This window comes from Streptomyces sp. NRRL F-5755, assembly GCF_001279365.1.
GTDB classification, from domain to species: domain Bacteria; phylum Actinomycetota; class Actinomycetes; order Streptomycetales; family Streptomycetaceae; genus Streptomyces; species Streptomyces rimosus.
The window spans coordinates 1-17,209 of the sequence record NZ_LGCW01000324.1 but is presented as its reverse complement, the minus strand read 5'-3'; the positions used below and the strand labels follow the sequence as shown (position 1 = coordinate 17,209).

General features: G+C 71.8%; 16 protein-coding genes. 8 read left to right on the top strand and 8 right to left on the bottom strand.

Features of this window, described 5'->3' with window-relative positions:
- Positions 1–49: 49 nt before the first annotated feature.
- The 4 genes from ADK86_RS39480 to ADK86_RS39465 all read right to left on the bottom strand — a co-directional run bounded on the left by ADK86_RS39480 (position 50) and on the right by ADK86_RS39465 (position 3,571).
- Positions 50–310 (bottom strand): hypothetical protein, encoded by a 261-nt coding sequence (locus ADK86_RS39480; protein ID WP_234346340.1) that lies wholly within the window; start codon positions 308–310, stop codon positions 50–52.
- A gap of 47 nt (positions 311–357) precedes the next feature.
- Positions 358–1,860, bottom strand: coding sequence for an IMP dehydrogenase (gene guaB, locus ADK86_RS39475; protein WP_053700980.1), 1,503 nt, complete (start codon positions 1,858–1,860; stop codon positions 358–360).
- Positions 1,861–2,102: 242 nt separating this feature from the next.
- A complete protein-coding gene (locus tag ADK86_RS39470; RefSeq protein WP_003984493.1) occupies positions 2,103–2,678 on the bottom strand; it encodes a sigma-70 family RNA polymerase sigma factor in 576 nt (191 codons plus the stop codon).
- A 281-nt stretch (positions 2,679–2,959) separates the two neighbouring features.
- The gene (locus ADK86_RS39465; RefSeq protein WP_003948568.1) at positions 2,960–3,571 is read right to left on the bottom strand and encodes a response regulator transcription factor; all 612 of its coding nucleotides are present in this window, start codon (positions 3,569–3,571) and stop codon (positions 2,960–2,962) included.
- Between the two features lie 379 nt (positions 3,572–3,950).
- On the opposite strand from ADK86_RS39465, the gene ADK86_RS39460 reads away from it, so the two are divergent.
- Positions 3,951–4,283, top strand: a complete 333-nt coding sequence (locus ADK86_RS39460) for a WhiB family transcriptional regulator (protein ID WP_030370750.1) — start codon at positions 3,951–3,953, stop codon at positions 4,281–4,283.
- Positions 4,284–4,391: 108 nt separating this feature from the next.
- Here ADK86_RS39460 and ADK86_RS39455 read toward each other — a convergent pair whose 3' ends face one another.
- A complete protein-coding gene (locus tag ADK86_RS39455; RefSeq protein WP_053700979.1) occupies positions 4,392–5,303 on the bottom strand; it encodes a LysR family transcriptional regulator in 912 nt (303 codons plus the stop codon).
- A gap of 80 nt (positions 5,304–5,383) precedes the next feature.
- Between ADK86_RS39455 and ADK86_RS39450 the strand changes: the two genes are divergently transcribed.
- Both ADK86_RS39450 and ADK86_RS39445 read left to right on the top strand, forming a co-directional pair.
- The gene (locus ADK86_RS39450) at positions 5,384–6,049 is read left to right on the top strand and encodes an MOSC domain-containing protein (RefSeq protein WP_053700978.1); all 666 of its coding nucleotides are present in this window, start codon (positions 5,384–5,386) and stop codon (positions 6,047–6,049) included.
- An 83-nt stretch (positions 6,050–6,132) separates the two neighbouring features.
- Positions 6,133–6,906, top strand: a complete 774-nt coding sequence (locus ADK86_RS39445; protein ID WP_053700977.1) for an SDR family NAD(P)-dependent oxidoreductase — start codon at positions 6,133–6,135, stop codon at positions 6,904–6,906.
- 75 nt (positions 6,907–6,981) lie between these two features.
- Here ADK86_RS39445 and ADK86_RS39440 read toward each other — a convergent pair whose 3' ends face one another.
- Positions 6,982–8,883 (bottom strand): DUF2264 domain-containing protein, encoded by a 1,902-nt coding sequence (locus ADK86_RS39440; RefSeq protein ID WP_053700991.1) that lies wholly within the window; start codon positions 8,881–8,883, stop codon positions 6,982–6,984.
- Positions 8,884–9,208: 325 nt separating this feature from the next.
- Between ADK86_RS39440 and ADK86_RS39435 the strand changes: the two genes are divergently transcribed.
- The 5 genes from ADK86_RS39435 (at position 9,209) to ADK86_RS39415 (ending at position 14,782) form a co-directional block, all read left to right on the top strand.
- Positions 9,209–10,375: a LacI family DNA-binding transcriptional regulator gene (locus ADK86_RS39435; protein WP_053700976.1), complete on the top strand. Its 1,167-nt coding sequence runs from the start codon at positions 9,209–9,211 to the stop codon at positions 10,373–10,375.
- A 150-nt stretch (positions 10,376–10,525) separates the two neighbouring features.
- Complete coding sequence (locus ADK86_RS39430; RefSeq protein ID WP_053700975.1) at positions 10,526–11,839, top strand: ABC transporter substrate-binding protein; 1,314 nt, start codon at positions 10,526–10,528, stop codon at positions 11,837–11,839.
- Positions 11,836–12,756, top strand: coding sequence for a carbohydrate ABC transporter permease (locus tag ADK86_RS39425; RefSeq protein ID WP_053700974.1), 921 nt, complete (start codon positions 11,836–11,838; stop codon positions 12,754–12,756). Before ADK86_RS39430 ends, ADK86_RS39425 begins: the two co-directional genes overlap by 4 nt.
- On the top strand, positions 12,756–13,703 hold the full coding sequence (locus ADK86_RS39420; protein WP_053700973.1) for a carbohydrate ABC transporter permease: 948 nt from the start codon (positions 12,756–12,758) through the stop codon (positions 13,701–13,703). Before ADK86_RS39425 ends, ADK86_RS39420 begins: the two co-directional genes overlap by 1 nt.
- A gap of 29 nt (positions 13,704–13,732) precedes the next feature.
- Positions 13,733–14,782, top strand: a complete 1,050-nt coding sequence (locus ADK86_RS39415; RefSeq protein ID WP_053700990.1) for a hydroxyacid dehydrogenase — start codon at positions 13,733–13,735, stop codon at positions 14,780–14,782.
- Positions 14,783–14,870: 88 nt separating this feature from the next.
- On the opposite strand, the gene groL is transcribed toward ADK86_RS39415, so the two are convergent.
- Together groL and groES are read right to left on the bottom strand one after the other, a co-directional pair.
- A complete protein-coding gene (gene groL / locus ADK86_RS39410; protein WP_030591138.1) occupies positions 14,871–16,493 on the bottom strand; it encodes a chaperonin GroEL in 1,623 nt (540 codons plus the stop codon).
- A 103-nt stretch (positions 16,494–16,596) separates the two neighbouring features.
- Positions 16,597–16,905, bottom strand: a complete 309-nt coding sequence (gene groES, locus ADK86_RS39405) for a co-chaperone GroES (RefSeq protein WP_030022440.1) — start codon at positions 16,903–16,905, stop codon at positions 16,597–16,599.
- Positions 16,906–17,209 lie beyond the last annotated feature (304 nt).

Sequence of the window (17,209 nt, the reverse complement as noted above, 5' to 3'; positions counted from 1 at the left end):
CGTCCCCAGTATCCCCGACCGGGGACGCTGGGGACGTATCAGGGCTTGATCACTCCGCGTTTTCGAGGAGCACCTGCGAGGTGTCCACGGCACGGACCACGAGGACGATCAGCAGGCCCTCGCTGATGACGTACTCGATCGCAATGCTCTTGGTGAGCGCCAGCGACCGGGTGTTCTCGTCCTTCGAGATCGGAACCGAGATCTTCGGCCGCGGGTCGTCCGCCAGCTTCCTCAGGCCCCGCTCCAGCAAGGCCCTGCGGTCCTCGGGCAGGCTGTCGCGGACGTGCGCCGCGCCCTCGCTGTAACTCACCGAGTACAACATCCGACCCCCTCGGGCAGGCGCCCGAGCCTACCGGCTCACCGCCGCGCGTAGTTCGGTGCCTCGGTGACCATCTGCACGTCGTGCGGGTGGCTCTCCTTCAGGCCCGCCGCGGTGATGCGGACGAAGCGGCCCTTGTCCTTCAGCTCCTCGATGCTCGCGGAGCCGACGTAGCCCATGGAGGCGCGCAGGCCGCCGACGAGCTGGTGGGCCACCGAGCCGAGCGGGCCGCGGTAGGGGACCTGGCCCTCGATGCCCTCGGGAACGAGCTTGTCCTCGGACAGGACGTTGTCCTGGAAGTAGCGGTCCTTGGAGTACGAACGCCCCTGGCCGCGGGACTGCATCGCGCCCAGCGAGCCCATGCCGCGGTACGACTTGAACTGCTTGCCGTTGATGAAGACCATCTCGCCCGGCGACTCCTCGCAGCCGGCCAGCAGCGAGCCCAGCATGACCGTGTCGGCGCCCGCCGCGATGGCCTTGGCAATGTCGCCGGAGAACTGCAGGCCGCCGTCGCCGATCAGCGGCACGCCCGCCGCGTTCGCGGCCTGCGCGGCCTCGTAGATCGCGGTGACCTGCGGGACGCCCACACCGGCGACGACGCGGGTGGTGCAGATGGAGCCGGGGCCGACGCCGACCTTGATGCCGTCCGCGCCGGCGTCGATCAGCGCCTGGGCGCCGTCGCGGGTGGCGACGTTGCCGCCGACCACGTCGACGCGGATGTTGGACTTCACCTTGGCGATCATGTCGAGGATGCCGCGGCTGTGGCCGTGCGCGCTGTCCACGACCAGGAAGTCGGCACCGGCCTCGACGAGCGCCTGGGCGCGGTCGTACGCCTCGTCGCCGACGCCCACCGCGGCGCCGACGACCAGGCGGCCCTCGGAGTCCTTGGCGGCGTTCGGGTACTTCTCGGCCTTCACGAAGTCCTTGACCGTGATCAGGCCCTTGAGGACACCCGCCTCGTCGACCAGCGGCAGCTTCTCGATCTTGTGGCGGCGCAGCAGCTCGATGGCGTCCTCGCCGGAGATGCCGACCTTGCCGGTGACCAGCGGCATCGGGGTCATGACCTCGCGCACCTGGCGGCTGCGGTCCAGCTCGAAGGCCATGTCGCGGTTGGTGACGATGCCCAGCAGCTTGCCCGCCCCGTCCGTCACCGGCACACCGCTGATGCGGAACTTCGCGCACAGCGCGTCCGCCTCGACCAGGGTGGCGTCCGGGCGGACCGTGATCGGGTCGGTGACCATGCCGGACTCGGAGCGCTTGACCAGGTCGACCTGGTTGGCCTGGTCCTCGATGGACAGGTTGCGGTGCAGCACGCCCGCGCCGCCCTGCCGGGCCATGGCGATGGCCATCCGCGCCTCGGTGACCTTGTCCATGGCGGCGGACAGCAGCGGGATGTTCACCCGGACGTTGCGCGAGACCCGGGACGAGGTGTCGACCGCGTTCGGCAGCACCTCGGAGGCGCCGGGCAGCAGCAGCACGTCGTCATATGTCAGACCGAGCATCGCGAATTTGGCGGGCATTCCGTCGACGTTGTCAGTCATGACACCTTCCCAAATGGTCTTGCCTCAGCGCGGACACCCATGCTAACGGCCACCACAGGCGTCCCATTCCACCACCGGTGAGGAGCGCATCACTTGTGCGTTCCTATGAAGCGGCGGCGGCGCGGACGTGCGTTCCTACGGCTGCACGTTTCCTCGACTGTACGTTCCCCCGGGCCACCGCTCGCCCGGACTCCGGCATCCGCCGAACACCGCCCGTGAAACGGCGGCCCGCGCCCGTACGCCTACTGCTCGGCCAGCGCCCGCAGCCGGCTCAGCGCCCGGTGCTGCGCGACCCGCACCGCGCCCGGCGACATCCCCAGCATCTGCCCGGTCTCCTCGGCCGTCAGCCCGACCGCGACCCGCAGCAGCACCAGCTCGCGCTGGTTCTCCGGGAGGTTGGCCAGCAGCTTCTTGGCCCACTCGGCGTCGCTGCTGAGCAGCGCCCGCTCCTCGGGGCCCAGCGAGTCGTCCGGCTGCTCGGGCATCTCGTTGGACGGCACGGCCGTGCTGCCCGGGCCGCGCATCGCGGCCCGCTGGAGGTCGGCGACCTTGTGGGCGGCGATGGCGAAGACGAACGCCTCGAACGGCTTTCCGGTGTCCCGGTAGCGCGGCAGCGCGCAGAGCACCGCGACGCAGACCTCCTGCGCCAGGTCCTCGACGAAGTGGCGCGCGTCACCCGGCAGCCGGGACAGCCGGGTGCGGCAGTAGCGCAGCGCGAGGGGATGCACATGGGCCAGCAGGTCGTGGGTGGCCCGGCGATCCCCTTCCACGGCGCGTGCGACGAGATCGCCGATCTCCTGAATCCCGTCATCGCGCATCGGTCCATGGTGCCTTGGCGCGGCGCGATCCGCGGCATCAGGTCCGTACTTGTGCACCGAAGCGTTATGAGCGGCAGGTGCGCCAGCTGTCATCTCCCGCGCCCTCCCCTCGCACCGGATCGGCCCGTCCCCGAGGAACTCCATACCTCAAGGATGCGGCACCGCGCGCGGAACCGGGATGCCGCTCGGTGACCGGCGCCCGCGAGGCCGGCTGCCGCCCCGCCCGCCACAGGGCGGGCGGGGACCCTCATTCCCCCGCATCGCTGCACGTCACGGCCGTCCTAGCGGACCAGGCCCCAGCGGAATCCGAGCGCGACCGCGTGGGCCCGGTCGGAGGCGCCGAGCTTCTTGAACAGCCGCCGGGCATGGGTCTTGACCGTGTCCTCGGAGAGGAACAGCTCACGTCCGATCTCCGCGTTGGAGCGGCCGTGACTCATGCCCTCCAGCACCTGGATCTCGCGCGCGGTCAGCGTCGGCGCCGCCCCCATCTCGGCGGACCGCAGCCGGCGCGGGGCGAGCCGCCAGGTGGGATCGGCCAGCGCCTGGGTGACCGTCGCGCGCAGCTCGGCGCGCGAGGCGTCCTTGTGCAGATAGCCGCGGGCGCCGGCGGCGACCGCGAGCGCGACCCCGTCGAGGTCCTCGGCGACCGTGAGCATGATGATGCGGGCGCCCGGATCGGCGGAGAGCAGGCGGCGCACCGTCTCGACACCCCCCAGTCCGGGCATCCGCACATCCATCAAGATCAGATCGGAGCGATCGGCGCCCCAGCGGCGGAGGACTTCCTCGCCGTTGGCCGCCGTCGTCACACGCTCTACACCGGGCACGGTCGCGACCGCGCGGCGGAGCGCCTCTCGGGCAAGCGGGGAGTCGTCACAGACGAGGACGGATGTCATGACCGCCCTCCGCAGCTGATGCGCGTCACCTTGAGCCTCCAGGCTGGTACGTATCGTCACCTCAGCGATCGACGGCGTCGGACACCTGCCCGAGGACTACCTCCATCAACCGCTTCCGCCCTCTCAACGATGGTCACTCGAAAGAGTTACGGGTTGGCCAGCCGCCTTCGACACTCTACGTGAGGGCCCGGACACGCAGAAGACCGAAGGCCGTCCGGCGCCCCACTTCTCGCCGTTGTGCCCTATTTGGTGGCTTTTCTTCCGTTTTCACGGTGTCTGTGGCTAGATTCGCAATGAGTCATATTTACATCTACTTAGACAGTAGATGTACGGTCGTGAGCACCGAGCCCGAACCGGTACCGCTTCGAGGGGACTAGCAATGGCAGATTTCTCCCGCCTTCCGGGCCCGAACGCAGACCTGTGGGACTGGCAGCTGCTCGCCGCGTGCCGTGGCGTGGACAGTTCGCTCTTCTTCCATCCCGAGGGCGAACGCGGCGCCGCCCGCAGCGCGCGCGAGACCTCGGCGAAAGAGGTGTGCATGCGCTGCCCGGTACGCGCCCAATGTGCGGCCCACGCCCTCGCGGTCCGCGAGCCGTACGGGGTCTGGGGCGGGCTGACCGAGGACGAGCGCGAGGAGCTGATGGGCCGGGCGCGGCACCGGCTGGTGCCGGCGACGGCCGCGGTCGGGCACCGGAGCACCGGCCACCCCTGAAGAAACGTTTCCTCGAATATTTCACCCGGACGGCGCAACGAGGGCGCGGCGATCCGGAGCACCTGACCGAAAGGGCGCGGCCCCAGTCCCCGGCCCCGGCCCCGCCGCCTAGCGGCGCACCGCCCCCGCGAGCCGGCCGAGCATCGCCTCGACCGCCGGTACCTGCGCCAGATCCGGCAAGGTGAGCGCCACGACCTCGCGCTGCACGCACGGCTCCATCGCGACCGTACGCACCCCCTTGGCCCGTACCGACTCCAGCGCCAGCTCCGGCAGCACCGCGACCCCCAGCCCCGCGCCCACCAGGCCGATCACCGCCGGGTAGTCGTCCGTCGCGAAGTCGATGCGCGGCGTGAACCCGGCACCCTCGCAGACCTCCACCAGATGCCGGCGGCAGCGCGGGCAGCCCGCGATCCACGGATCGCCGGCCAGGTCGGTGAAGCACGCCGTACCGGCCCCGGCCAGCGGGTGGGTCTCCGGGACCAGGCCCACCAGCCGGTCGACCAGGACGGGGCGGACGACCAGGTCGTCCCACTCCGCGTCGGCCGCGGGGTCCGCGCCGCGCACGTCCGGGTAACGGAAGGCGAGCGCGATCTCGCAGTCGCCGTTGCGCAGCATCTCGATGGAGCGCGGCGGCTCGGCCTCGACCAGGGAGACGCGGGTGCCGGGGTGGGCGGCGCGCATGGCGGCCAGCGCGGTGGGCACCAGCGTCGAGCTGCCGGAGGGGAAGGAGACCAGCCGTACCCGCCCGGCCCGCAGGCCCGCGATGGCCGCGACCTCCTCCTCCGCGGCGGTCAGCCCGGCCAGGATGCCGGTGGCGTGCCGCACCAGCGCCTCGCCCGCCTGCGTCAGCCGCATCTCGCGGCCCGTACGGATCAGCAGCGGCGTGCCGGCGGACTGCTCCAGCGCCTTCATCTGCTGGCTGACGGCGGGCTGGGTGCAGCCCAGCTCCCGCGCCGCGGCGGAGAAGGAGCCGGTCCGGGCGACGGCGCGCAGCACGCGCAGATGACGGGCCTCGATCATTCTTCGAGCATAAGCGAGGCTTGGAGCGTGCGGGAAATAATCGTTCGCGACTTTGACCCGTTGGCCCCTAGCGTGTCGCCATGGAGCTTCTGTCTGTGAACACGGGGCGCTCGCGCGCCATCGACTACCGCGGCGCCGAAGACCGTACGGGCATCTTCAAGGAGCCCGTCGAAGGACCGGTGGCGGTGGCCGCGCCGGGCCCCAAGGGCGTCGCCGGGAGCGGTCTGGCCGGCGACGACGTGGTCAGCCGCAAGCACCACGGCGGCAATGACCAGGCGGTGTACGCCTACGCCCGCGAGGACCTGGACGCCTGGGAACGGGAGCTGGGCCGCGAACTGCCCGCCGGGATGTTCGGGGAGAACCTCACCACCCGGGGGCTGGACGTCACCCACGCCCTGATCGGCGAACGCTGGCGCGTCGGCCCCCGCCTGCTGCTGGAGGTGACCTCCGCGCGCATCCCCTGCATGACCTTCCAGGGGAAGCTGGGCGAGCCGGGCTGGATCAAGCGCTTCACGCAGGCCGGTGTCCCCGGTGCGTACCTGCGCGTCGTCGAGCCGGGCGAGATCCGCCGCGGGGACCCGATCACCGTCGAGCACCGCCCGGACCACGATGTGACGATCGCGCTCGCCTTCCGCGCCGTGACCACCGAACGCGCGCTGCTGCCGCGTGTCCTGGAGGCGGGCGGGGCGCTCCACCCCGAGCTGCGCGAAGGGGCGCTCAAGTACATCCGCACGCAAGAGGCTTGAACCGGGTGAACGGGGCGCGGCCGGCCCTCGGGGGCGTACCGGCCGGGGCGTGTGACGTGTGCGGATCCGGATAGCGTGCCCGTATGACGACTGCACTGATTACGGGAGCGACGGCGGGCATCGGCGCCGCGTTCGCCCGCCGCCTGGCGGGCGACGGCCACAACCTGGTGCTGGTGGCACGCAACGAGAAGCGGCTGCGCGAGCAGGCCACCGAACTGCACGACCGGCACGGTGTCGAGGTGTCCGTCCTGGTCGCCGACCTGGCGACGGACGACGGCATCGGCACGGTCGAGAAGCGGCTCGGCGACCGCACCCACCCGGTGGACCTGCTGGTCAACAACGCGGGCTTCGGCAACAAGGGTGAATTCCTGGAGGTGCCGATGGCCGACGAGCTCAGGATGCTCAAGGTGCACTGCGAGGCGGTGCTGCGGCTGACCTCGGAGGCGGTCAAGGGGATGCGCGAGCGGCGCCGCGGCGGGGTCGTCAACGTGGCCTCGGTGGCGGCGTTCGTGCCGCGCGGCACGTACGGCGCGAGCAAGGCGTGGGTCGTGCAGTTCACCCAGGGCGCGGCGCGCGACCTGGCGGGCAGCAACGTGCGGCTGATGGCGCTGTGTCCCGGTTTCGTACGGACCGAGTTCCACGAGCGGGCCGGGATGGGGACGGACAACATCCCCGACTGGATGTGGCTGGACGCCGACAAGCTGGTGGACGCGGCGATGAAGGACCTGGCGCGCGGCAAGTCGCTGTCCGTCCCGGATCCGCGCTACAAGGCACTGATGGGCGTGGCGAAGCTGGCGCCGCGCAACCTCCTCGGCGGGATCACGTCGAAGACGGGGCGCAAGTACGGCCCGCAGTGAGGCGGGGAGCGGTGAAACGTTGCGGTACGGGCCGCGGGCGAGGTGCCCGCGGCCCGTGCGCTACCTGATGGCCCGTCACCCGTCGAGCGAGTCGAGCGACAGGGTGCTGACGGAGCCGTCCTCCCAGGTCACGTGGAGGGTGTGGCGGTCGCTGACACGTACCTCGGCCAGCTTGTGCACGGGTCCCGGCGCCGCCTCGGCGGTGAGCGAGGCGAGCGAGACGAACAGGGCGCCGTCGGGAGCGTCGGGCACCGTGCCGTCGAGGCAGGCGGTGCGGGTGTGCTCCCCGAAGGGCGTACTGCCCGTCCGTACGGTCCGCGCGTCCGCGTCGAAGCCCTGTACGGGGTGGAGCTGGGCGGTCGGCCCGTCCTCCGTGACGGCCCAGCCGGTCTGGCGTACGGGGGTGCCGGGCGCGGCCCCGGTGACCAGGTGGGCGCGCACCTCGGCACGACCGTGCGCCAGGGTCGCGGACACGACCCGTACACCGGCGATGTCGGTACCGTCCGCGCGGCACGGGACGTGCGCGGAGGCCGCCCAGCCGGGACCCGCGCCGAGCGCGCGCACGGTGCCGCGGCCGGTGGGCACGTCGTCCACGAGCAGGGCGAAGTGGTTGTCCGGGGTCGGGTTCGCGGTGGTGTCCGAGCCGGGGTTCGCGGCGGTGTCCATGACGGCCGGGGCGTCCTCGGCGGCCGAAGGGCCCGTACGCGTCGAGTAGGCGAACCGCGCGTAGTTCGGGTCGGCCGGGCCGAAGACCGAGGCGCTGCCGTGGTTGTGCAGCCTGACCAACCCGTCCGCCACGGTGGACTGCACGAGCAGACCCGGCGCGCGCAACGTGGTGACGGCGTCCGCGGTCTCGGCGGGCAGCGGCTCCTCGGTCTCCGTCCACACCGGGTGGCCGGCCGGCAGCAGCAGACCGGCCAGGCCCTTGGACGCCCAGTACGGGGAGGCGGGCCCCGAGTAGCCCTGGAGCATGGGCGCGTACGGGCCGTACCAGCCGAGCGGCAGCAGCCCCTCGGCCGTCACGGCGCCCCGGTCGAGGAAGTGCCGCAGGGTGCCGGAGGTCAGCCGGCGGGTGGCGCCGGGGCCGAGCGGGGTGTGGCCGGTGAGCGCGCCGAGCCAGGGGGCGGCGAGGGTGGCGAAGCGGTAGGTGAGCGAGCGGCCGAACGGCATCGGGGCGCCGTTGGCGTCGAACATGCGGCGGTAGCCGTCGAGGTGGGCGCTCAGCCGCTCGCCGTACGTGCCGAGCAGGGCGCGGTCACCGGAAAGGTGGGCGTGCAGGATGGGATAGAAGTGCAGTGCCCAGCCGTTGTAGTGGTCGAAGGACTGGTTCGGGCCGTCGCTGTACCACCCCTCGCCGCGGTACCACCCTTCGATGCGCTCCAGCGCGCGGTCGACGGACGCCTGCGCGCGCTCCGTCTCGACGCCCGCGTCCAGCAGGAAGCCGCCGACGGTCAGGCCGAAGAGCCACCAGTTGTTGTCGATGGGCGGCGGGTCGAGGGCGGGCAGCAGCCAGTCGACGGCGCGGGTGCGCACCCCCTCGTCCAGGGTATCCCACAGCCAGGGGCGGGTCAGGCGCAGGCCCAGGGCGATGGAGGCGGATTCGACGATGGCCTGGCGGGTGCCGGGGATCAGCGGCCAGGCGTCGGGGTGCGCGTCGCCGAGGCCCGGCTCGTCGACCGGGTGCTCGGTGCCCGCGGCGAGCCCTTCGGCGTACCGGCCCAGCAGGCCGTGCGGGTCCTCGCCGCGGCTGCCGGCCACCCGGAAGGCCGCCGCCAGGAACGTACGGGCGTAGCCTTCGAGGCCGTCGGAGCGCGGCCCGGACCAACTCGGGCGGACGCCGGGGAGGTTGATGAGCCCGTTGCGGGGCGAGGCGTGGGGGGCCACCGCCTGGAGGAGGTGGTCCGCCGTGGTTTCCCAGTGGGCGCGGGTCCAGCCGGTGTACGGGCTGAGCTCGCGGTCCTCGGGCGGCAGGGGCATGGCCTCGCGGCCGGTGGGGTGCGGTAAGGACGGCACGGTCATGGGCGCTTTCCTCGCGGTCGACGACCCTGGAAATCCTCGGCTCGCGGCGATCGAAGGTCAAGGGAATCCGATCGGATGACCGGTTCCTGTGCCGTTCGATCACGCTGGACTAGGGTGCGTCTTCATCCGGACCGGAGGGGCGTCCGGGCGTGTTCCGGATGTGCGTCGGGTGCGCGTCCCGGTGCATGGCCAGGTACGTGTACAGATGCGTGTCCGGGTGCGGAGAAGACGGGTCCGGGGGCCGGCCGTCACCGGTCCACCACACCGCGAGGGGGCTGCCGCCGTGCGCGAGCGTGCTGTGCAACGTCATGACCGTCTGCTGGCCCTGGTACGGCAACGCGGCTCGGCCCGCGTCACCGACCTGGCCGACCAGCTCGGCGTCTCGCCCGTCACCGTACGGCGCGATGTCGAGGCGCTGGCCGGGAAGGGGCTGCTGGACCGGGTGCACGGGGCGGTGTCCTGGCCCCGGGAGCGGGGCGCCCGGGGGCGCGCGCCCGTTGGCGAGGGGCGCGTGCTGGGTCTGCTGGCGCCCTCGGCCACGTACTACTTCGCCGATGTGATCCGGGGCGCCCACGAGGCCGCGGCGCGCGCCGGGGCGCGGCTCGTGCTGCGGATCTCGGACTACCGCCCCGAGGAGGACCCGGCGCGCGCCGAGGGGCTGCTCGCGGCCGGGGCGGAGGGGCTGCTCGTGGCGCCGGGCTGGCGGGGGCCCGGGGACCCGGTCGAGCACGGCAGCTGGGTGGCCGAACTCCCGGTGCCCGTCGTCCTGTTGGAGCGGAACGTGCCGCCGGGCGGGCCGCTGGCCGGGCTGGACCGGGTGTGTTCGGACCACGGCCACGGCGTGCTGCTGGCGCTGCGTCACCTGATGGGGCAGGGGCACGGGGCGCCGCTGCTGGTGGCCCGCGCCGACAGCCCGACGGCGCTCGCGGTGCGCGAGGGGTACGCGGCGGCGCTGCGCGCCCTCGACGTGCCGGGGCCGCGGCCGGTGATCGGCTCCGTACCGGCCGAAACGGACCCGAAGGGATTCGAGCGGGCCGTACAGGAACTGCACGCGGCGGTGGCCTCGGGGGAGGCCACGGCGGCGCTGGTGCACAACGACGTGGACGCGATCCAGATGGTGCAGCGGCTGGCCGAACTGGGCGTACGGGTGCCGGACGACCTGGCGCTGGTCGCGTACGACGACGAGGTGGCGGCCCTGGCGGACACACCGCTGACGGCGGTGGCCCCGCCCAAGCGCGAGGTGGGGCGGCAGGCGGCGCGGCTGCTGGTGGAGCGGTTGCGGGAGGAGGGTGAGGGCGGTGAGGGCGGTGCTCATGGAGCCGAGGGCGGGGGCGCCCACAGGACCGAGGGCGGGGGCGCCGCCGGGGAGCCCGCGCCGCGGCGGCATCTCGCACTGCTCCCCGCGCTGCGGGTACGGGCATCGTGCGGCGCCGGTGAGGGCGGGGCCTGACCCCCGTACGCCGCACCCGCCTCCCCCATCCTGTTCTTTTTTCGATCAATCAATCTTTCGCTCTTGACTTCGCTCAGACCCGGCCCAAGGATCGCGGATCGCGGCCATCCCCCTCGCGCCGCGCCCCTTCACCCGCTCAGGAGCCGCGCCATGAGCACCAGTTGGAGCAGAAGACGGACCACTCTCGCGCTGGCCGGCGGCCTCACCGCCCTGACCCTGCTGCCGGCCTGCGGCGGCGGTGCCGCCGGGAGCGAAGGCCCCGTGACCCTTACGTACTGGGGCTGGACCAAGGGCACCAGGCAGGCCGTGGACGCGTTCAACGCCGCGCACCGGGACACGAAGGTACGGTTCGAGGAGATCCCCTCGGGCACCGCGGGCGGCTACGCCAAGATCTCGAACGCGGTCAGGGCGGGCAACGCGCCCGACCTCGTCAGCGTCGAATACCCGACGCTCCCGGAGTTCGTCAGCCAGGGCGCCATCAAGGACATCACCCCGTATGTGACACCCGGGCTGAAGAAGAAGCTGCTGCCGCAGGCCGTCCGGCTGACCACCCTCGGCGGCCGGAACTGGGCCGTTCCCTTCGACGCCGCGCCACAGATCTACTACTACCGCAAGGACTTCTTCACCCGGCACAAGATCGAAGTGCCGCGTACGTGGGACGACTTCCGCACCGCGGCGGCCGCCGCCAGGAAGGCCGACCCGAAGGCCCGCATCGGGACGTTCTTCCCGGACGATCCGACCACCTTCGAGGCGATGGCCTGGCAGGCGGGCGCCCGCTGGTTCGCCACCCAGGGCGACTCCTGGAAGCTCGACACCACCGGCCCGGCGACCAGGAAGGTCACCGCCTACTGGCAGGGCCTCCTCAAGGACGGCCTCGTCCACACCCATGTCTCCTTCAGCCCCGGGTGGACCAACTCGCTTCGCGGCGGCGGCACCGTCGGCTACCTCGGCGCCTCCTGGGGCGCGGGCGTCCTGAAGGGCACGCTGCCGGACCAGAGCGGCGCATGGGCCGCGGCGCCCGTGCCGACCTGGGACGGCAGGCCCGCCAGCGGCATGCTCGGCGGCTCGACGACGGCCGTGACCAAGGGCAGCCGGCATACCGAGGCCGCGGTGCGCTTCGCGGCCTGGATGTCCACCGCGCCCGAGGCCGTCCGGGCCCGGGTCGCCTCCGGCGAGTCCAGCGCCTACCCGGCCGCCACGGCCCTGCGCCCGGTCGCCAAGCGGGCCTTCGACACCCGCTACTACGGCGGCCAGGACGTCTACGCCCTCTTCGACGCGGCCGCCGCCTCGGTCAACGAGAACTGGGGCTGGGGCCCGGCCACCAGCACCACCAACACCACGCTGAAGGACGAGTTCGGCAGGGCGGCGGGCGGCGCGGGCTCGCTGGCCGACGCCGTACGCGCCGGCAGCGACGCGACGGTGCGCGAGCTGAGGAAGCGCGGCCTGAAGGTCATGGGCCGGTGAGCGCCAAAGCGCGCGCCGCGGCCGTCCTGCTCACCCCCTTCTTCGCCCTGTTCACCGTGGTCATGGTCGTCCCGATCGGTTACGCGGTCTGGCTCAGCCTCTTCACCGAGCAGCAGTCCGGCCTCGGCTTCGGCGGTACCCACACGGTCTTCAGCGGACTCGGCAACTACGCGGCGGCGCTCGGCGACCACGCCTTCCGCGACGGCTTCCTCGTCCTCCTCGGCTACTGCGCCCTCTACCTCCCCCTTCTGCTGGCCGGCGCGCTGACGCTCGCCCTGCTGCTCGACTCCGCCCTCGCCCGCGCCCGGCGCTTCTTCCAGCTCGCCCTGTTCCTGCCGCACGCCGTGCCCGGCATCATCGCCGCCCTGATCTGGGTCTACCTCTACACGCCCAGACTCAGCCCGGTCGTGGCCGCGATGGAGTCCGGCGGCCTCGGCTTCGACTTCCTGTCCCCCTCCGGCGCGCTGCCCTCCGTCGTCAACATCGCGCTGTGGGAGTGGCTCGGCTACAACATGGTCATCTTCTACGCCGCCCTCCAGGCCATCGACCGCTCGGTGATCGAGGCGGCGACCGTGGACGGCGCGGGCGCCTGGCGCGTCGCGACCGCCGTCAAGCTCCCCCTCATCCGCTCCTCGCTCGTCATGGTCGCCCTCTTCACCGTCATCGGCTCGCTCCAGCTCTTCACCGAGCCGCTGATCCTCAACCAGGGCTCCGGCTCCGCCGTCACCTCCTCCTGGACGCCGAACATGTACGCCTACACCGCCGCCTTCGCCCGCAACGACTACGGCCTGGCGGCCGCCTCGTCCGTCCTGCTCGCCCTCGCCGCCGCGCTGCTGTCCTTCTGCGTCCCCCGCCTCTCCGCCCGCTCCGCGCGCGGCCCCCGTCCCCCGCTCGCCCACCCGAAGGGCAGGCCCTGATGGCGCTCCCGCCCCGCACCGCGGTCACCGGCCAGGCGGCCCCCGCGGCGGCCCCCGCGCCCGTACGCCCGTCCCGCACCCCGGCCGTACGCACCGCAGCCCACCGCCCCCGCGGCCGCTGGCTCTCCCCCGCCGCCGTCAACACGGCCCTCGCCCTCGCCGTCCTCTACACGCTCTTCCCCCTCGTCTGGCTGGTCACCGCCGCCACCAAGGACGCGGGCGGCCTGCTGGCCGGTGACGCCCTGTCCTTCGAGGGCTTCGACCTGGCCGGCAATCTCTCCCGCCTCGCCACGGAGGGCGACGGCATCTACTTCCGGTGGTACGCCAACAGCCTTCTCTACGCGGGCGCCGGCGCCGCGCTGTGCGCGCTGATCTGCGTGGCCGCCGGCTATGCCTTCGACAAGTACCGATTCCCCGGAAAGGAGAAGCTGTTCGGCGCCGTCCTGCTCGGTGTGCTCGTCCCCACCACGGCGCTGGCCCTCCCCCTCTACCTGCTGGCCAGCAGGACCGGCGTGGTCAACACCTACTGGTCGGTGCTGGTGCCCGTGCTCGTCAACCCGTTCGGCGTCTATCTGGCGCGGGTCTTCAGCGCGGGCTACATCCCCGACGAGGCGCTGGAGGCGGCCCGTATCGACGGCGCGGGCGAGCTGCGCGTCTTCTGGTCCATCGGCCTGCGTATGGTCGCGCCGGGCCTGGTGACCGTCTTCCTCTTCCAGTTCACCGCGATCTGGAACAACTTCTTCCTCCCCCTCGTGATGCTCTCCGACCAGCGGCTCTTCCCCGTGAGCCTCGGGCTGTACGCCTGGCACGGCAACGCACACGGCGAGCCGTCCTTCTACCCCCTCGTCGTCACCGGCTCCCTCCTCGCCGTCATCCCCCTGATCATCGCCTTCGTGACCCTCCAGCGGCACTGGAAGGCCGGACTCGCCGCCGGGAGCGTCCAGTGACGCCCCCGGACCAGGAGCACGCTTCCACCATGCACCACACCACTGACAATCGCCCTGACCAGCCACTTTCCCGTCCCACCCTGCTGCTCGCGATGGAGCCGGGCCTCGCCGGACGCCTGCTCACGGACCACCACCGCGCCCGGCTCGCGGCCCTGACCCGCACCGACCCCGGCCTGGTCGCCCACGACCTGGCCACGCCGACCCCGGCCGTGTCCGCCGCGCTGGCCGACGCCGAGGTCCTCCTGATCTCGTGGGGCGCGTCCCGGCTGACCGCCGCCGTCCTGGAACGGGCCCCGCACCTGCGCGCCGTCGTCCACGCCGGCGGCTCGGTCAAACCGTATGTAGGAAAAGCCTGTTGGGAACGGGGCATCACCGTCGCCTCGGCAGCGGAGGCCAACGCCCGCCCCGTCGCCGAATACACCCTCGCGGCGATCCTCTTCGCCAACAAGCGCGTCCTGCACACCGCGCACCGCTACCGCGCGCTGCGCGCGCCCCACAACTGGCACCCCGACCTGGACGGCGCCGGCAACCACCACCGCACAGTGGGCGTCATCGGCGCCTCCCGCATCGGCCGCCGCGTCATCGAGCTGCTGCGCCCCTTCGACCTGGCGGTCCTCCTCCACGACCCGTACGTGGACGAGGCCGAGGCCGCCCGCCTCGGCGTCACCCTCGCCCCCCTCGACGACCTCTGCGCCGCCTCCGACGCGGTCACCGTGCACGCGCCCGAACTTCCCGCCACCCACCACCTGATCGGCGCACGGCAGTTGGCCCTGATGCCCGACGGCGCCACCCTGATCAACACCGCCCGCGGTGCGCTGGTGGACGAGTCGGCCCTGCTCCCCCACCTCGTGTCCGGCCGCCTCAACGCCGTCCTGGACGTGACCGACCCCCCGGTCCCGCCCCCGGGCTCCCCCCTCTACGACCTGCCCAACGTCCTGCTCACCCCGCACATCGCCGGCTCCCTCGGCGGCGAACTGCACCGCATGGCCGACCAGGCGCTGGACGAGATCGAGCGCTACACGAAGGGGCTGCCGTTCGCCGACCCCGTACTTCCGGAAGAGCTCGACCGCTCGGCCTGAAGACACCGGGGCCCCCGACACCCGCCGTCAACGGGACGAGGCCCGGCCCCCTCGAAAGGGGACCGGACCTCGTACGGGCTGAGGTGCCTCAGTGGGCGTGGCCGTGACCGTGACCGGCCTCGGCCTCCTCCTCTTCCTTCTTCTCGACGACCAGGGTCTCGGTCGTGAGCAGCAGGGAGGCGATCGACGCGGCGTTCTCCAGCGCCGAGCGGGTGACCTTGACCGGGTCGATGACGCCGGCCTTCACCAGGTCGCCGTACTCGCCGGTGGCGGCGTTGAAGCCCTGGTTCTTCTCCAGCTCCGCCACCTTCGAGGTGATGACGTAGCCCTCAAGACCGGCGTTCTCGGCGATCCAGCGCAGCGGCTCGACGGCGGCGCGGCGAACGACGGCGACACCGGTGGCCTCGTCGCCCTCCTTGCCGAGGTTGCCCTCCAGCACCTTGACGGCGTGCACCAGCGCGGAGCCGCCACCGGAGACGATGCCCTCCTCGACCGCGGCGCGGGTCGCGGAGATGGCGTCCTCCAGACGGTGCTTCTTCTCCTTGAGCTCGACCTCGGTGGCCGCACCCACGCGGATCACGCAGACACCGCCGGCCAGCTTCGCCAGACGCTCCTGGAGCTTCTCGCGGTCCCAGTCGGAGTCCGTGGTCTCGATCTCGCCCTTGATCTGGTTGACGCGGCCCTCGACGTCCTCGGCCTTGCCGCCACCGTCGACGATGGTGGTGTCGTCCTTGGTCACGGTCACGCGGCGGGCGGTGCCCAGCACGTCCAGACCGGCCTGGTCGAGCTTGAGGCCGACCTCCTCGGCGATGACGGTCGCGCCGGTCAGGGCGGCCATGTCGCCGAGCATCGCCTTGCGGCGGTCACCGAAGCCGGGGGCCTTGACGGCCACCGCGTTGAAGGTGCCGCGGATCTTGTTGACGACCAGCGTCGACAGGGCCTCGCCCTCGACGTCCTCGGCGATGATCAGCAGCGGCTTCGAGGAGCCGGCCTGGATGACCTTCTCCAGCAGCGGCAGCAGGTCCTGGATCGAGGAGATCTTGCCCTGGTGGATGAGGATGTACGGGTCCTCCAGGACGGCTTCCATGCGCTCCTGGTCGGTGACCATGTACGGCGACAGGTAGCCCTTGTCGAAGGCCATGCCCTCGGTGAAGTCCAGCTCCAGACCGAAGGTGTTGGACTCCTCGACGGTGATCACACCGTCCTTGCCGACCTTGTCCATCGCCTCGGCGATCAGCTCGCCGACCTGCTTGTCCTGCGCGGACAGGCCGGCCACGGCGGCGATGTCGGACTTCTCGTCGATCGGACGGGCGGTCGCGAGCAGGTCGTCGGACACGGCCTTGACCGCGGCGTCGATGCCCTTCTTCAGGGCGGCCGGGGAAGCACCGGCGGCGACGTTGCGCAGACCCTCGCGGACCAGCGCCTGGGCCAGCACGGTGGCGGTGGTGGTGCCGTCACCGGCGATGTCGTTGGTCTTGGTCGCCACCTCCTTCACCAGCTGCGCGCCGAGGTTCTCGTACGGGTCCTCGACCTCGACCTCACGGGCGATGGTCACACCGTCGTTGGTGATGGTCGGGGCGCCGAACTTCTTGTCGATGACGACGTTGCGGCCCTTGGGGCCGATCGTCACCTTCACGGTGTCGGCAAGCTTGTTGACGCCGCGCTCAAGGGCGCGACGGGCGTCCTCGTCGAACTTCAGGATCTTCGCCATGAGTTACGTGTCCTTAGTCGTTCTCTCCAACGAACTGCGCCCCGGGCGACCGGTTGTTTAGACGCGGGAACCAGGGGCGCAGAACAGGGCAATCTTCGGTGAATTACTTCTCGATGATCGCGAGCACGTCGCGAGCCGAGAGGACGAGGTACTCGTCGCCGTTGTACTTCACCTCGGTGCCGCCGTACTTGCTGTAGAGAACGACGTCACCCACCTGGACGTCGAGCGGCAGCCGCTCGCCGTTCTCGAAGCGGCCCGGACCCACGGCGAGGACGGCGCCCTCCTGGGGCTTCTCCTTCGCGGTGTCGGGAATGACCAGGCCCGAAGCCGTGGTCTGCTCGGCGTCGAGCGGCTGGACCACGATGCGGTCCTCAAGCGGCTTGATGGCAACCTTGGAGCTGGCGGTCGTCACGATCCGACCTCCCCCTTCGGAGATCTCACGGGGTTAACTGTCTGAGGTGGCGACCAGGTGGATCCGTCGTCGCGGGTGCCGGACCTGCCCGTCGCTGTGTTTGGCACTCCCCGGTGGAGAGTGCCAGGGCCGAGACTATGACGCGGTTAGCACTCGGTCAAGCGGAGTGCCAATTTGTTCGCGGCGCGTCTGGGGGTGGGTCGGTCCGCGCTTCGCGCGGATACGCATTGCCTGGTCTGTGGGGCGGGGGTGCGCAGGGGGCCATCTCCTCGGCGCCTGGAGCGGCCGAAGTGTATGGACGCAA

Coding starts and splice junctions, on each gene's coding strand:
- ADK86_RS39455 (WP_053700979.1), bottom strand. CDS start 5,303: ATGATCGAGGCCCGTCATCTGCGCGTGCTGCGCGCCGTCGCCCGGACC.
- ADK86_RS39465 (WP_003948568.1), bottom strand. CDS start 3,571: ATGACATCCGTCCTCGTCTGTGACGACTCCCCGCTTGCCCGAGAGGCG.
- ADK86_RS39450 (WP_053700978.1), top strand. CDS start 5,384: ATGGAGCTTCTGTCTGTGAACACGGGGCGCTCGCGCGCCATCGACTAC.
- ADK86_RS39440 (WP_053700991.1), bottom strand. CDS start 8,883: ATGCCCCTGCCGCCCGAGGACCGCGAGCTCAGCCCGTACACCGGCTGG.
- ADK86_RS39460 (WP_030370750.1), top strand. CDS start 3,951: ATGGCAGATTTCTCCCGCCTTCCGGGCCCGAACGCAGACCTGTGGGAC.
- ADK86_RS39420 (WP_053700973.1), top strand. CDS start 12,756: ATGGCGCTCCCGCCCCGCACCGCGGTCACCGGCCAGGCGGCCCCCGCG.
- guaB (WP_053700980.1), bottom strand. CDS start 1,860: ATGACTGACAACGTCGACGGAATGCCCGCCAAATTCGCGATGCTCGGT.
- ADK86_RS39430 (WP_053700975.1), top strand. CDS start 10,526: ATGAGCACCAGTTGGAGCAGAAGACGGACCACTCTCGCGCTGGCCGGC.
- ADK86_RS39415 (WP_053700990.1), top strand. CDS start 13,733: ATGCACCACACCACTGACAATCGCCCTGACCAGCCACTTTCCCGTCCC.
- ADK86_RS39445 (WP_053700977.1), top strand. CDS start 6,133: ATGACGACTGCACTGATTACGGGAGCGACGGCGGGCATCGGCGCCGCG.
- ADK86_RS39470 (WP_003984493.1), bottom strand. CDS start 2,678: ATGCGCGATGACGGGATTCAGGAGATCGGCGATCTCGTCGCACGCGCC.
- groL (WP_030591138.1), bottom strand. CDS start 16,493: ATGGCGAAGATCCTGAAGTTCGACGAGGACGCCCGTCGCGCCCTTGAG.